General features: G+C 73.8%; 10 protein-coding genes. 4 read left to right on the plus strand and 6 right to left on the minus strand.

Features of this window, described 5'->3' with window-relative positions:
- Positions 1-7: 7 nt before the first annotated feature.
- Together BX266_RS09225 and rpsA are read right to left on the minus strand one after the other, a co-directional pair.
- Positions 8-2,119, minus strand: coding sequence for an MMPL family transporter (locus BX266_RS09225; RefSeq protein WP_180290424.1), 2,112 nt, complete (start codon positions 2,117-2,119; stop codon positions 8-10).
- A 345-nt stretch (positions 2,120-2,464) separates the two neighbouring features.
- The gene (gene rpsA / locus BX266_RS09230) at positions 2,465-3,958 is read right to left on the minus strand and encodes a 30S ribosomal protein S1 (protein WP_033213011.1); all 1,494 of its coding nucleotides are present in this window, start codon (positions 3,956-3,958) and stop codon (positions 2,465-2,467) included.
- A 415-nt stretch (positions 3,959-4,373) separates the two neighbouring features.
- Between rpsA and BX266_RS09235 the strand changes: the two genes are divergently transcribed.
- Together BX266_RS09235 and hrpB are read left to right on the plus strand one after the other, a co-directional pair.
- A complete protein-coding gene (locus BX266_RS09235) occupies positions 4,374-5,294 on the plus strand; it encodes a class I SAM-dependent methyltransferase (protein ID WP_259464621.1) in 921 nt (306 codons plus the stop codon).
- A 5-nt stretch (positions 5,295-5,299) separates the two neighbouring features.
- A complete protein-coding gene (gene hrpB, locus BX266_RS09240) occupies positions 5,300-7,900 on the plus strand; it encodes an ATP-dependent helicase HrpB (protein ID WP_099898419.1) in 2,601 nt (866 codons plus the stop codon).
- Between the two features lie 7 nt (positions 7,901-7,907).
- Here the strand turns inward: hrpB and BX266_RS38440 are convergent, their stop codons facing one another.
- From BX266_RS38440 to BX266_RS09255, 3 genes are all read right to left on the minus strand, one after another.
- Entirely contained in the window at positions 7,908-8,195 is a 288-nt protein-coding gene (locus BX266_RS38440) for a hypothetical protein (RefSeq protein ID WP_180290425.1), read from the minus strand.
- A 257-nt stretch (positions 8,196-8,452) separates the two neighbouring features.
- Positions 8,453-9,040, minus strand: coding sequence for a GNAT family N-acetyltransferase (locus BX266_RS09250; protein WP_099898421.1), 588 nt, complete (start codon positions 9,038-9,040; stop codon positions 8,453-8,455).
- Positions 9,041-9,081: 41 nt separating this feature from the next.
- Positions 9,082-10,062, minus strand: a complete 981-nt coding sequence (locus BX266_RS09255) for an Lrp/AsnC family transcriptional regulator (protein WP_099898422.1) — start codon at positions 10,060-10,062, stop codon at positions 9,082-9,084.
- Positions 10,063-10,172: 110 nt separating this feature from the next.
- On the opposite strand from BX266_RS09255, the gene BX266_RS09260 reads away from it, so the two are divergent.
- Positions 10,173-11,087 (plus strand): alpha/beta hydrolase, encoded by a 915-nt coding sequence (locus tag BX266_RS09260; RefSeq protein ID WP_218969242.1) that lies wholly within the window; start codon positions 10,173-10,175, stop codon positions 11,085-11,087.
- An 82-nt stretch (positions 11,088-11,169) separates the two neighbouring features.
- On the plus strand, positions 11,170-11,691 hold the full coding sequence (locus BX266_RS09265) for an anthrone oxygenase family protein (RefSeq protein ID WP_259464622.1): 522 nt from the start codon (positions 11,170-11,172) through the stop codon (positions 11,689-11,691).
- Here BX266_RS09265 and polA read toward each other — a convergent pair.
- A complete protein-coding gene (gene polA / locus BX266_RS09270; protein ID WP_259465074.1) occupies positions 11,688-14,372 on the minus strand; it encodes a DNA polymerase I in 2,685 nt (894 codons plus the stop codon). The genes BX266_RS09265 and polA overlap by 4 nt on opposite strands.
- Positions 14,373-14,436 lie beyond the last annotated feature (64 nt).

The following is a 14,436-nucleotide window of genomic DNA, read 5'->3' on the forward strand; positions in this document are numbered from 1 at the left end:
CGCAGCCTCAGGGCGCGCCCACCAACGCGGGCTCGCGCTGCTTCGCCGGGCGCGGCGCGGGCAGCACCGCGGGGGCCAGCGGCGGCAGTTCGACGTGCTCGCTGAGGCCGATGATCCGGTGCAGGCGCCGCAGCGGCGCGGGCGCCCACCAGTTGAGCCGGCCGAACAGCGTCATGGTGGCGGGCACCAGCAGGGTGCGGACCAGGGTGGCGTCCACCGCGACGGCCACCGCCAGCGCGATGCCCATCTGCTTGACCATCAGCATCTGCCCGGCGGCGAACCCGGCGAACACGATCACCATCAGCAGCCCGGCCGAGGTGATGATCCGACCGCTGCGCTGCAGGCCGAGCTCCACCGACTTCGCGCAGTCGTACCCCTGGTCGTGCAGTTCCTTGATCCGCGAGAGCAGGAACACCTCGTAGTCCATCGACAGCCCGAACGCGAAAGCGAACACCAGGACCGGGATCACCGTCTCCAGGCCGCCGGTCGGGGTGAACCCGAGCAGCGAGCTGAAGTACCCGTGCTGGAACACCAGGGTGAGCGCACCCAGCGAGGCCCCCAGCGACAGCACGTTCATCAGCAGCGCCTTGATCGGCAGCACCACCGACCCGGTCATCATGAACAGCAGGACCAGCGTCCCGGCCGCGACCAGGCCCAGCGCCCACGGCCCGCGCGAGCCGATCTCGTGCTGGAAGTCCACCAGCGAGGCCGCGTCCCCGGTCACGTACGTGTCCAGGCCGCCCCGGTTGTCGCGCAGCTCACCGACCACCTGCTTCGCCCCGGCGCCCTGCGGATCGCCCTTCACCAGCACGTCGACGGTCGACACCCCGTCCGACACCGGCGTCACGGCCCGCACCCCGGAGACGCCCGGCAGCTTCGCCACCACGCCGTCCGCGTAGCTCTGCGCCTGCTGGTGCGTGCCCTCCACCACCACCTGCACCGCCGCCGGGGCCTGCTGCGCGAACCGGTCCTGCACGCTCTCCGCGACCTGCCGGGACGCGAAGCTCTTCGGCAGCACGTCCGCCCCCGAGTTGCGGAACTCCGAACCCAGGAACGGCGCTCCGGCCGCCAGCAGCAGCGCCACGCAGGCCAGCATCACCGGTATCGCGCGCTTCTGCACCCGGCGCACCGTCCGCGAGAAGAACCCCTCGTCCGGGACGGGCGCCGTCGGCGTCCTGATCTTCGACCCCATGAAGCCCAGCAGCGCCGGCACCAGCGTCAGCGCCGCCGCCACCGCGATCACCACCACGCTCACGCCCGCCACCGCGACCGCCCGGAACACCGGGCTGGTGAACACGAACAGGCCGCTCAGCGCCACCGCCACCGTCAGCCCCGAGAACGCCACCGTCCGGCCGGCCGTCGCCGAGGTCCGCTCCACCCCCTGCGCGATCGTCGCACCGTGGCCGCGCTCCTCCCGGAACCGGTTCACCATCAGCAGCGCGTAGTCGATCGACAGGCCCAGACCCAGCACCGTCGCGATCGGCAGCACGGAGGTGTCGATGTCCATGATCCGGCTGAACCCGAACATCGCCAGCAGCGCCCCGCCCACCGAGGCGATCGCCCCGATGCCCGGCAGTCCCGCCGCGGCCAGGCCGCCGAACACCAGCACCATCACGATCAGGGTGAGCGGCAGCGTCACGATCTCCCCGAAACGGGTGTCCTTCGCGGTCTGGTCCTTCACCTCCTGCTGCAGCACCAGGTCGCCGCCGACCACGGTGTGCGCGCCGTCCGCGGTGATCCGCTCCAGCCGGTCCGTGACCGCGCCGAGCTGCCTGGTCGTCGAGCCGTCCGCCATCCGCACGTTCACCAGCGACGCCTTGCCGTCGCCCGCGGTCAGCTGACCGCCCGTCGAGTACGTGTCCGCCACCGAGGCCACGCCCGGCAGCTTCGCCACCTCCGCACTCGCCTGCTCGACCGCCGCCTTCACCGCCGCGTCGCCCACCGCCGGCCCGTCGACCACCGCCGTCACGGTGCCCTTCACCGGATCCGCCGCCTGCACCACCGAGGTGCCGCGCGCCGACTCCGACCCCCCGCTGCCGGTCGACGCCACCGACCCCTCGAACACCCGCCCGCCGATCAGCACCCCCACCGCGAGCACCACGGCCCAGAACGCCAGCACCCACCGGCGATGCCGGAAACACACTCGCCCAAGCGCGGCCAACCGACCGGAAACCTGGGAAACCTGGACCTCTGCTGCGGTGGAGCGGAAGCTGCGCATGCGGGGAGCCTTTCGGACAAGTCCCCTCAATGTATGCGTGACTTCGCGATCGTCCTATAGACGGACGATGAGCCTCATCTCACAATTCCCTTCACATAAAAGCCACTTAAGCTCCTTCCGCCCCTCACCCGTGCCGCGTGCACCGCCGGGCGGGTGGGCAGCAAAAACAGCAACCCCCCGCCCAGGGAAACCCTGGAACGGGGGGTTGCTGTGCAGTCAGCTATTCAGCTGCCGAAGCGCAGGGCTTCAGCTCTGGCCGCCGGCCAGCTTCTCGCGGAGCGCGGCGAGCGCCTCGTCCGAAGCGAGCGCGCCGGAGCCCTCGTCGCTGCTGGAGGAGTACGAACCGCCGCCACCGGACACCGGGGCCTCCTCGCCGGCCTCGGCGGCAGCAGCCGCGTCCGCCTCGCGGGACTTGATGACCTGGGCCTGGTGCTGCTCGAAGCGGGCCTGGGCCTCGGCGTACTGCCGCTCCCACTCCTCGCGCTGCTTCTCGAAGCCGGGCAGCCAGTCGTTCGCCTCGGGGTCGAAGCCCTCCGGGTAGATGTAGTTGCCCTGGTCGTCGTACGAGGCAGCCATGCCGTACAGGGTCGGGTCGAACTCGACCGACGCCGGGTCGGCACCGAGGGACTCGTTGGCCTGCTTCAGCGAGAGGCTGATGCGACGACGCTCGAGGTCGATGTCGATGACCTTGACGAAGATCTCGTCGCCGACCTGGACGACCTGCTCCGGGATCTCGACGTGGCGCTCGGCCAGCTCGGAGATGTGGACCAGGCCCTCGATGCCCTCGTCCACGCGGACGAACGCACCGAACGGAACCAGCTTGGTGACCTTACCCGGGACGACCTGCGAGATCTGGTGGGTCCGGGCGAACTGCTGCCACGGGTCCTCCTGGGTCGCCTTCAGCGACAGGGAGACGCGCTCGCGGTCCATGTCCACGTCGAGAACCTCGACGGTGACCTCCTGGCCGACCTCGACAACCTCGTTCGGGTGGTCGATGTGCTTCCAGGACAGCTCGGAGACGTGCACCAGACCGTCGACGCCGCCGAGGTCGACGAACGCACCGAAGTTGACGATCGAGGAGACGACGCCGGAGCGCACCTGACCCTTCTGCAGGGTGGTGAGGAAGGTCTGGCGGACCTCGCTCTGGGTCTGCTCCAGCCAGGCGCGGCGGGACAGGACCACGTTGTTGCGGTTCTTGTCCAGCTCGATGATCTTCGCCTCGAGCTCCTTGCCCACGTAGGGCTGGAGGTCGCGGACGCGGCGCATCTCGACCAGCGAGGCCGGGAGGAAGCCGCGGAGGCCGATGTCGAGGATGAGACCACCCTTGACGACCTCGATGACGGTACCGGTGACGATGCCGTCCTCTTCCTTGATCTTCTCGATCGTGCCCCAGGCGCGCTCGTACTGCGCACGCTTCTTGGACAGGATCAGGCGACCCTCCTTGTCCTCCTTCTGGAGAACCAGGGCCTCGATGTTGTCGCCAACGGAGACAACCTCGTGGGGGTCGACGTCGTGCTTGATCGAGAGCTCGCGGGACGGGATGACACCCTCGGTCTTGTAACCGATGTCGAGGAGCACCTCGTCACGGTCGACCTTCACGATGACGCCCTCAACGATGTCGCCATCGTTGAAGTACTTGATGGTCTCGTCGATCGCGGCGAGGAACGCGTCCGCGTCGCCGATGTCGTTGACCGCAACCTGCGGGGTGGTGCTGACAGAGGTGTCGGTGGGGCTCGTCATTAGGAAAAGGGCTCCGGTACGGACATGAAGTCGTAGGTAATGCCACGCGGAGGGCCCCTGATCGCTCCCACCGAAAGCCGTACAGGCCAGAAAACGGCCCACCGAACGAATCCCATGACTCGGGATCCCGGTGTCCGTCTGACGACCGTGGGGTCTTCGACAGATGCGAGCGCAACCTGCTCCGTCCGAGGCGCGCAGGCCCGCAGCGCAACTTGTAGCATACGGGGACACCCAGGCACGGTCAACGTCGAAGCCGACGAGACCGGTAGAGGCCGGGATGGATCAGGCCATATCCTCCGATAGCGCGCCTCGCGGCTGCCACGGCACCGGCCCTACCCCGGATGCCACCGCCCGACCCGGTTCCCGTACAGGTCCGGCTCCGCAGCAGCAGCGCTTCCGCAAGCCCATAGCCTACGTGACGGATTCCATGACCCACTCCACCGCCCCCGGTCCCGCCGAGCCCCGCGACTACGACCCGTCCGGGTACGACGTCCCCGCCGCGTATCACGGGGAGGGCGAGGACGACGACGGCGACGAGGCGCTGCGGCGGGAGGCCGGGGAGCAGGAGTCGAGCCGGGCCAGCCGGCACTGGTGGGACCGGAACGCGGACGACTACCAGGACGAGCACGGGGAGTTCCTGGGCGACGACCGGTTCACCTGGTGTCCGGAGGGGGTGGACGAGGGCGAGGTGCGGCTGCTGGGCGATCCGGCGGGGCTGAAGGGCGCGGCCGTGCTGGAGATCGGCTCGGGCGCCGCGCAGTGCTCGCGCTGGCTGGCGGCGCAGGGCGCCCGGCCGGTGGCGCTGGACATCTCCTACCGGCAGTTGCAGCACTCGCGGCGGATCGACCTGGGGCGCGGTCTGGAGCCGGTCGCGGTGGTGCAGGCGGACGCCGCCGTGCTGCCGTTCGCGGACGGGGCGTTCGACCACGCCTGCTCGGCCTACGGCGCGGTGCCGTTCAGCGCGGACACCGGGCGGCTGATGCGCGAGGTGCACCGGGTGCTGCGCCCGGGCGGGCGGTGGGTGTTCTCGGTGACCCACCCGATCCGCTGGGCGTTCCCGGACGAGCCGGGGGTGGAGGGGCTGACCGCCACCTCCTCGTACTTCGACCGGACCCCGTACGTGGAGCAGGACGAGCAGGGCGTGGCCACCTACGTGGAGCACCACCGGACGATCGGCGACCGGGTGCGGGAGCTGGTCGCGGCCGGGTTCACGCTGCTGGACCTGGTGGAGCCGGAGTGGCCGGAGGGGTTGGAGCAGGAGTGGGGCGGCTGGAGCCCGCTGCGCGGCGAGCACATTCCGGGGACGGCGATCTTCGTCGCGCGGCGGGACGGCTGAGCGCGGTGCGTCCCGGGGGGTTCGACCTGCCGGTCCGCGCCGCGCTGCCGGAGTTGGCGGCCGCGCTGGCGGAGCACGGCACGGCGGTGCTGTCCGCGCCGCCGGGCACCGGAAAGACCACGCTGGTGCCGCTGGCGCTGGCGGGCCTCACCGGGGGCGAGCCGCGCCGGGTGCTGGTCGCGGAGCCGCGCCGGCTGGCGGTGCGGGCGGCGGCGCGGCGGATGTCCTGGCTGCTGGGCGAGCCGGCGGGCGAGGGGGGTAGCTCCCAGCCCGCCGGGGGCTGGGGGAGGGTCGGCGGCCCGGTCGGGTTCACGGTGCGCGGCGAGCGCAGGGTCGGGCCCGGCACCCTGGTCGAGGTGGTCACCACCGGCGTCCTGCTGCAGCGGCTGCAGCGCGACCCCGAACTGCCGGGCGTGGACGTGGTGATGCTCGACGAGTGCCACGAGCGGCACCTGGACGCGGACACCGCGCTGGCGTTCCTGCTGGACGTCCGGGCCGCGCTCCGTCCCGAGCTGCGGCTGCTGCTGGCCTCCGCCACCGCCGACACCGCGGCCTGGTCCGAACTGCTGGGCGGCGCGCCGGTGGTGGCCGCGGCCGGGGTCTCGCACCCGGTGCAGACGGTGTGGGCGCCGCCGCCGGCCGCGGTCCGTCCGCCGCACGGGACGCGGGTGGACCCGGCGCTGCTGGAGCACGTCGCGGCGACGGTGCGCCGGGCGCTGGCCGAGCGGGACGGCGACGTGCTGTGCTTCCTGCCCGGAGTGGGCGAGATCGCCCGGGTGGCCGGGCAGTTGGCCGGGGTCGAGGTGCTGCAGCTGCACGGGCAGGCCCCGCAGGCGGTGCAGGACGCGGCGCTGAGCCCCGGCTCGGGCCGGCGGGTGGTGCTGAGCACCTCGGTCGCCGAGTCGTCGCTGACCGTGCCGGGCGTGCGGGTGGTGGTGGACTCCGGGCTGACCCGCGAGCCGCGCACCGACCACGCCCGGGGGCTGTCCGGGCTGGTCACCGTCCGCACCTCGCTGGCCGCCGCCCGGCAGCGCGCCGGACGGGCCGGGCGCGAGGCCCCGGGGACCGTCTACCGCTGCTGGGCGGAGGCCGAGGACGCCCGCGCGGCGCGCTTCCCCACGCCCGAGATCGCGCTCGCCGACCTCACCTCCTTCGCCCTGCAGGCCGCCTGCTGGGGCGACCCGGACGCGGCCGGTCTCACCCTGCCCGATCCGCCGCCCGCCGGGGCGATGGCCGCCGCCCGCGGCACGCTGCGCGCGCTGGCCGCCGTCGACGGGGCCGGCCGGGCCACCGACCGGGGCCGGGCCATCGCCCGCACCGGCCTGCACCCGCGGCTGGCCCGCGCCCTGCTGGACGGGGCCGCCGCGGTCGGCCCGCGGCGCGCCGCCGAACTGGTCGCGCTGCTCTCCGAGGAGGCGCCGCGCGCCCTCGGCGACGACCTGGCGGAGATCCGGCGCACCGTCCGGCACTCCACCGACCCGTACGCGCGCCGCTGGAAGGACGAGACCCGCCGGCTGGAACGCGCGCTCGCCGCCGCGCCGGACCAGGGCCTCCCGGCCGAGACCGCCGCGCCCGGCGCGGTGTCCGACGACCTGTCAGGCGCCTCCTCCGGCCGCTCCGATGCCGGGGCCGCGGGGCTGGTGGTCGGGCTGGCGTACCCCGAGCGGCTGGCCCGCGCGCGGGACGGCGGCGAGGGCGCGTACCTGATGGCGTCCGGCACCGCCGCGCAGGTGCAGCCGGGTTCGCGGCTGCCGGCCGGCGGCTGGCTGGCGATCGCGGTCGCGGACCGGCCGGCGGGGTCGCCGTCGGCGCGGGTGCTGCGGGCCGTCGCGGTGGACGAGGCGACCGCCCGGCTGGCCGGAGCGCCGCTGCTGGAGGAGCGCGAGGAAGTGTCCTGGTCCTCCCGGCAGCGGGAGGTGACGGCCCGTCGGGTGGAGAGCCTCGGTGCGGTCGAGCTGGCCGCCGCGCCCCTCACCGCGCCGGACCCGGCGCTGGTCCGGGCGGCACTGCTGACCGGGCTCGAACGGGAGGGCGTGGGCGGCCTGTTGAGCTGGCCGCCGGCCGCCGCCGGCCTGCGCGAACGGCTGGCCTTCCTGCACCGGACGATCGGCGAGCCGTGGCCGGACGTCAGCGACGCGGCCCTGCTGGCCGCCGCCGAGGAGTGGCTGGAGCCGGAGCTGTCCCGGGCCCGCCGGCGCGCCGACCTGGAGCGGATCGACACCGCCGCCGCGCTGCAGCGGCTGCTGCCCTGGGCGAGCGGCCAGGCCGGCCGGCTCGACGAGCTCGCCCCCGAGCGGATCACCGTCCCGACCGGCAGCCGGATCAGGGTCGACTACTCGGGCGACCGGCCCGTTCTCGCCGTCAAGCTCCAGGAGCTGTTCGGCTGGGACGCCGCGCCCGCCCTCGCCGACGGCCGCGCCCCGCTCACCGTCCACCTGCTCTCCCCCGCCGGGCGGCCCGCCGCCGTCACCGGCGACCTGGCCGCCTTCTGGCGCGAGGGATACCGCGCCGTCCGCGCCGACCTGCGCGGCCGCTACCCCCGCCACCCCTGGCCCGAGGACCCCACCACCGCCGCCCCCACCCGCCGCGCGAACCCGCGCAAGTGACGCGCCGTCAGCCTGCGGTGGGGGTCTGGCCGATGGGCGGCGTGGTCATCGGCGGAGGGGTGTAGGGCACCCTGGCCGTCGCCGCCGGGTTGGGCAGCGGGCTGAGCGACAGGATCGGCCCGCAGGCCATCAGTCGCCCCTCGGCGTTGTAGTGGCAGTCCGGGTTCCGCGAGGGCGTCGTGTCGTCGCAGTTGCAGTGCGTACCGGGGACGACCTCGGTGATCGGGGTCCTCGACGCCTTCGGGCTGCCCGCCGTCGCGGTCGGGGTGCTCGCCGCCGACGTCTCCTGCTCCACCGTGGGATCGGGCGTCGGGGTGGGCGACGCGGTCGGAGACGGCGACGGCGAGGCGGTCGGCCGGGGGCTCGCCGTCGCAACCTGCGGCACGGCTGCCGGGCGCGGGTCGGAGCCCGAGGTCGCCGCCCACATCGTCCCGCCGACGACCACGGCAGCGACAGCCGCCACCGCACCCGCCCGACGGCCCCTGCCGTGCAACACCTTCACGACCCCGCCCTCACTCATCCTCGGTCGGCCGGCGCAGCATAGCGGTCGCGCTACGCCCACTCCTCGGCGAGGACGGCCATGTCGATGTCGTCGATCCACTGGTCGCCGTGGCGCAGGACCTGGCGGCGGATGCCCTCGACCTTGAACCCGGCCTTCTCGTAGGCGCGTTGGCCGCGGGGGTTGAAGGCGTAGACGTTGAGCGAGACGCGGTTCAGGCCGAGGCGGCGGATGGCGTGGTCGGTGAGCAGGCGGACGGCCTCGGTGCCGAGGCCGCGGTCGCGGCCGTCGGGGCCGAGGGCGATGCGGAGGTTGCAGGCCCGGTTGGGTTCGTCCCACTCGTTGAGGACGATCTCGCCGACGCCCCGGCCGGTGGCGCGGTCGACCACGATCAGGTCGAGGCGGTCGGGCTGGGCGTTGCGGGTGCCGTACCAGTCGGTGATCCGGCGCTCCATCGCCTCGTCCCAGTCGGGCGCGACGGGGGTGTAGGAGTCGGAGGTGTAGCGGAGCACCTCCGGGTCGCGCAGCATGACGCGGAGCATCGGGAGGTCCTCCGCCAACCGGACGGGCCGCAGCAGGACCTTCTCACCCCGCAGGGTCGGCTTGTCGGCGAAGGTGGCGGGCGGGAGCTGATCGTCCATCGGGCCAGTGTCGGAGCGGCGGCGAGCGGCCCGCAAACGCTTTACGGCGTGCGTTTGGCGGCGTGGCTGACGATGGCGGTCTCGACGTGGGTGATGCCGAGGCCGACCAGGTCGTGGGAGAGGAAGCGGTACAGGGCGGCCAGGTCGGCGAAGTACCCGGCCGCGTGCAGGTTCGACGGCCCGGAGGTGGCGAAGGCGCCGTGCACCGAGGGGTGGCCGGCCAGTGCCCGCCCGGCGGCGGCCAGGTGGTCGGGGGCGACCTGCAGCAGGAACTTGGCCTCGATGGGCAGTCCGAGGCGGCGCGGGTCGACCACCACCTGGGTGACCAGCCGGCCCTCGGCGGACATCCGGGCGAGGCGGCGGCGGACGGTGCTCTCGGGGTGGCCGGTGCGGGCGGCCAGTGCGGCGGCGGTCAGGCGCGCGTCGGGGGCGAGGGCCTCGATCAGGGCCTCCTCCAGCGGGTCGGCGTCGACGCCGTACGGGCCGGAGGGGGCCGCTTCGGGCAGCGGTCCGCCCGGCGCGAGGGCGGCGCGTTCGGGGGCGGTCAGCACCTGGTGGCGCCACTCGGAGGTGAGCCGGAAGACGTGCAGGATGGTGGCGCTCTCCAGTGCGGTCACCGCCCGGGTGGACGGGAGTTGACGGAACACCAGCCGGTCGCGGGAGCCGGGCTCGGTGCGGGCGACGGCGAAGATCTCGTCGCCGGAGGTGGTGACGTCGACGAACGGGATGTCCGGGCGGGCGGCGAGCGCGGCCACGATCGGGTCGAGCTTCCCGCGCAGGACCCGGATGCGCAGGAACAGCGCCCCGGCGGAGCCGCCGTTGCGGGGCCGCGCCACCGGGGAGACCACCACCCGGACGGTGCCGTCGGCGGTCAGGGCGTGCAGGCGGCGGCGGACGGTGGCGGCGCCGAGTCCGAGCGCCTCGGCCGCGCGTTCCGCGGTGATGCGCCCGTCGCACTGCAGGGCGGCCACCAGCCGCTGGTCCACCGGGCCGAGGACGGAATTCGCCGATTCGGATGCCATGAGGGCGAGTTTCGCTCATCCCGGGGCCTCGCGCGGCCGCTTCCGGGGCCGCCGCGCCAACGATGGGAACCGTCCGCTCCATCCCGGCTCTCCCCCTCCCGGAGGTTCCCGTGCCCGCGTTCCAGCAACGGACCGACGTACGTTTCGCCAGCGGCGACGCCATGTGCGCCGCCTGGCACTACCCGGGGTCCAACGGCGGCTGCGTGATCATGGCCGGCGGTACGGCGGTGACCAGGGGGCCGGCCGGCGACCGGTTCGCGGCCCGGTTCAACGCGGCCGGTTTCGCCGTCCTCGTCTTCGACCACCGCCGGTTCGGGGCGAGCGGGGGGACGCCCCGTCAGATCGTCCGCTTCGACGAGCAGGTGGCCGACTGGCACGCCGCGATCGCGTACGCGGCCACGCTGCCCGACGTCGACCCGGACCGGATCTGCGTCTGGGGCTTCTCGCTGGCGGGCGGCCACGTGTTCCGGGTGGCGGCGGACCAGCCGCGGCTGGCCGGCGCGATCGCCCAGACCCCGCTGGTCGACGCCCGCGCGGTCGCCCCGCACGCGCTGCGCGCCATGACGCCGCTCGCGCTGGTGCGGCTGCTCGGCCTGGGCGTGGCGGACCTGCTCGGCGGCCTGCTCGGCCGGCCCCCGCTGCTGGTCCCGACCGCGGGGCCGCGCGGTGCGGTCGCCTCGCTCACCACGCCCGACTCGACGGACGCCGACCGGGCCCTCGACCCGGACGGCCGCCACCCGGAGTGGGAGCGGACGGTCGCCGCCCGGATCGCCCTGCAGATCGGGGGCTACCGGCCCGGCCGGCACGCCGCCCGGATCCGCTGCCCGCTGCTGGTGGTGGTCTGCGACCAGGACCTGAGCGCGCTCCCCGGTCCCGCCCTCGGGGCGGCCCGGGAGGCGCCGCGTGCCGAGGTGGTCCGTCTGCCCGGGCGGCACTACGCGCCGTTCCTGGAGTCGCACGAGCAGGCGGTCGAGGCCCAACTCGGCTTCCTGCAGCGGCACCTGATCGACCGTGAGCGGGCCTGAGGCGGCTCGCCGCCGGGCGGATGTCACACCCGGGGCGCCCGGCGGCTCTCGGAACCGATCACCCGAACGAAGGAGAGTGCACATGCTCATGGCCACCGACGCCGCGCCGGGACGGGGGCGGGCGGTCGCCGCCCTGCGCTTCGCGGGTCTGATGCTGACCGGCCTGTTCGCCGGGTTCCTGGTCACCGTGCTGGTGCTGGAGCTGTCCCTGCGGCAGTTCGACGCCTCGGTCTACACCCAGGTCCGGCAGGTCGAGCTCCGGCGGCTGGACGACCTCGCCTCCGCCACCCTGCTGCCCGCGCTGGTGGCCACGGTCGCGCTCGCCGTGACGGCGTTCCGGGCCGGCGCCCGCGGCCGGGCGTTCCGGTTCCCGGCGGCGGCGCTGGTGCTGCTGCTGCTCGTGCTGGTCACCACGGTCGTGGTCAACCTCCCGGTGAACGCGGACCAGCTGCACTGGAGCGTGCAGGCGCCACCGGCGGACTGGGCGGCCGCCCGCGACCGCTGGCAGCTCGCGCACGCCGTCCGGACGGCCGCCGCCGTGCTCGCGTTCGGACTGCTGGGGGCGGCCCCGGCCGCCGGGACCGGGGCCGCCCCGGCCCGCTAGTGGGCCGCCGCCTCCCAGTTGGAGCCGACGCCGACGGAGACGTCGAGCGGGGCGCGCAGCGGGTAGGCGCCGGCCATCTGCTCGCGGACTACGGCCTCGACCCGCTCGCGTTCGCCGGGCGCGACCTCCAGCACGATTTCGTCGTGCACCTGGAGCAGCATCCGGGAGGTGAGGCCGGCGGCGGTGAGCGCCTCGTCGACCCGGAGCATGGCGATCTTGACGATGTCGGCGGCGGAGCCCTGGATGGGGGCGTTCAGGGCCATCCGCTCGGCCATCTCGCGGCGCTGGCGGTTGTCGCTGGTGAGGTCGGGGAGGTAGCGGCGGCGGCCGAGCAGGGTCTCGGTGTAGCCGACGGCGCGGGCCTCCTCCACCGCGTTCTGCAGGTAGTCGCGGACGCCGCCGAAGCGCTCGAAGTAGGTGTCCATCAGGCCCTGGGCCTCGGCGGGCTTGATGCCGAGCTGCTGGGAGAGGCCGTAGGCGGACAGGCCGTAGGCCAGGCCGTAGGACATCGCCTTGATCTTGCGGCGCATCTCGGCGTCGACGTCTCCCGGGGCGACCGAGAAGACCTGGGAGGCGACGGTGGTGTGCAGGTCCTCGCCGGAGGCGAAGGCCTCGATCAGGGCGGTGTCCTCGGAGAGGTGCGCCATGATGCGCAGTTCGATCTGCGAGTAGTCGGCGGTGAGCAGCGTCTCGTAGCCCTCGCCGACCACGAAGGCGCGGCGGATGGCGCGGCCCTCCTCGGTGCGGACCGGGATGTTCTGCAGGTTCGGGTCCTGCGAGGAGAGCCGGCCGGTGGCGGCGACCATCTGGTGGAAGGTGGTGTGGATCCGGCCCTGCGGGGAGACCGTCTTGAGCAGGCCCTCGACGGTGGTGCGCAGCTTGGCCTGGTCGCGGTGGCGGAGCAGGATCACCGGGAGTTCGTTGGTGGTCTGGGTGGCCAGCCAGGTGAGCGCGTCGGCGTCGGTGGTCCAGCCGGTCTTGATCTTCTTGGTCTTGGGCAGGCCGAGGTCGCCGAACAGGACCTCCTGCAGCTGCTTGGGCGAGCCGAGGTTGAACTCGCGGCCGGCGGCGGCGTGCGCCTCCTCGACGCAGCGCTGGATCTCGGCGGCGAACTGGGCCTCCAGGCCCTGCAGCCAGGCGCGGTCGGCGGCGATGCCGTGGCGCTCCATCCGGGCGAGGAGTTCGGCGATCGGCAGCTCCATGTCGTGGAACAGTTCGACGGCGCCGACCTCGGCGAGCCGGGTGTCGAAGAGCACCGCGAGGTCGTGCACGGCGCGGGCCTCGGTCATCAGGGCCTGGGCGCCGGCGGTGGGGTCGGGTTCGTCGGCGTCGAAGGTGAGTTGGCCGGTCTCGGCCTGGGCGGCGGGGGCGAGCGAGCGGGCCAGGTACTCCTCGGCGAGGACGTCGAGGGTGAAGGCGCGGCGGCCGGGCTTCTCCAGGTAGGCGGCGAGCGCGGTGTCGGCGGTGACGCCGGCGAACCGCCAGCCCTGCTCGGCGAAGGCGCGCATGACCTGCTTGGCGATGTGCAGGGCCTTGGGCCGCTTGGGGTCGGCGAGCCAGGCGGTGAAGGCCCGGTCGTCGTCCTCCTCCAGGGCGGCGGGGTCGAACCAGGCGGCGGCGTCGCCGGTGGCGAGCGCGACCTGCTGGACCCGGCCGCTGCCGAGGGCCCAGCTGTAGTCGGCGGCGAGCGCGGTGCGGTCGCCCGCGCCGGTGTGCTCCTCCAGCCAGGCGACGAGCGCGCCGGGGACGGTGAGCAGGTCCCCGTCGACCTGCAGGCCGGGGGCGGCCTCGGCGGCGGCCGCGGTGTCGGCGGCGGCGGGGTCGATGCCGGCCACCCGGTCGCGGAAGTTGGGGTTGCGGAACTCCAGCGCCTCCATCAGGCGGGCGACCTCGTCTCGGTCGAACGCGCTGCGCTCCAACTGTGGCACGCCGAGCGGGAGTTCGACGTCCCGGACGAGTTCGGTGAGGATCCGGTTGCGCTTGACCGAGTCGAGGTGCTCGCGAAGCTTCTCGCCGATCTTGCCCTTGACCTCGTCCGCCCGGTTCACCAACTCCTCGAAGGAGCCGAACTGGTTGACCCACTTGGCGGCGGTCTTCTCGCCGACGCCGGGGATGCCGGGCAGGTTGTCGGACGGGTCGCCGCGCAGCGCGGCGAGGTCCGGGTACTGGTCGGGGCGGACGCCGTACTTCTCGGCGACCTTGTCGGGGGTGTAGCGCGTCAGCTCGGAGACGCCCTTGGTCGGGTAGAGCACCGTGACGTGCTCGCTGACCAGCTGGAGGGAGTCCCGGTCGCCGGTGACGATGAGGACCTCGAAGCCCTCGGCCGCGGCGGCGGTGGCGAGGGTGGCGATGATGTCGTCGGCCTCGAAGCCCTCGGCGGTGATCCGCGGGATCCGCATGGCGTCGAGGAGTTCGCCGATCAGCGGGATCTGGCTGCGGAACTCGTCGGGCGTCTTGGCGCGGTTGGCCTTGTACTCGGGGAACTCGGTGGCGCGGAAGGTCTGCCGGGAGAGGTCGAAGGCGACCGCGAGGTGGGTGGGCGCCTCGTCCCGCACGGTGTTGACCAGCATCGAGGTGAAGCCGTAGACCGCGTTGGTGTGCTGCCCGGTGGTGGTGGAGAAGTTCTCCACCGGCAGGGCGAAGAAGGCCCGGTAGGCCATCGAATGCCCGTCCAGCAGCATCAGCCGGGGCCGTTCGGCCGCACTCTTGCCTGCACCCTGTGTCGCCACGTCACGTCCTGTCCTG

This window comes from Streptomyces sp. TLI_171, from assembly GCF_003610255.1.
Lineage (GTDB): Bacteria > Actinomycetota > Actinomycetes > Streptomycetales > Streptomycetaceae > Kitasatospora.

What these genes read in the sequence shown, in the direction of transcription:
- BX266_RS09255 (WP_099898422.1), bottom strand. Translation starts at nt 10,062, where the DNA reads ATGGCATCCGAATCGGCGAATTCCGTCCTCGGCCCGGTGGACCAGCGG.
- polA (WP_259465074.1), bottom strand. Translation starts at nt 14,372, where the DNA reads ATGCTGCTGGACGGGCATTCGATGGCCTACCGGGCCTTCTTCGCCCTG.
- rpsA (WP_033213011.1), bottom strand. Translation starts at nt 3,958, where the DNA reads ATGACGAGCCCCACCGACACCTCTGTCAGCACCACCCCGCAGGTTGCG.
- BX266_RS09250 (WP_099898421.1), bottom strand. Translation starts at nt 9,040, where the DNA reads ATGGACGATCAGCTCCCGCCCGCCACCTTCGCCGACAAGCCGACCCTG.
- BX266_RS09265 (WP_259464622.1), top strand. Translation starts at nt 11,170, where the DNA reads ATGCTCATGGCCACCGACGCCGCGCCGGGACGGGGGCGGGCGGTCGCC.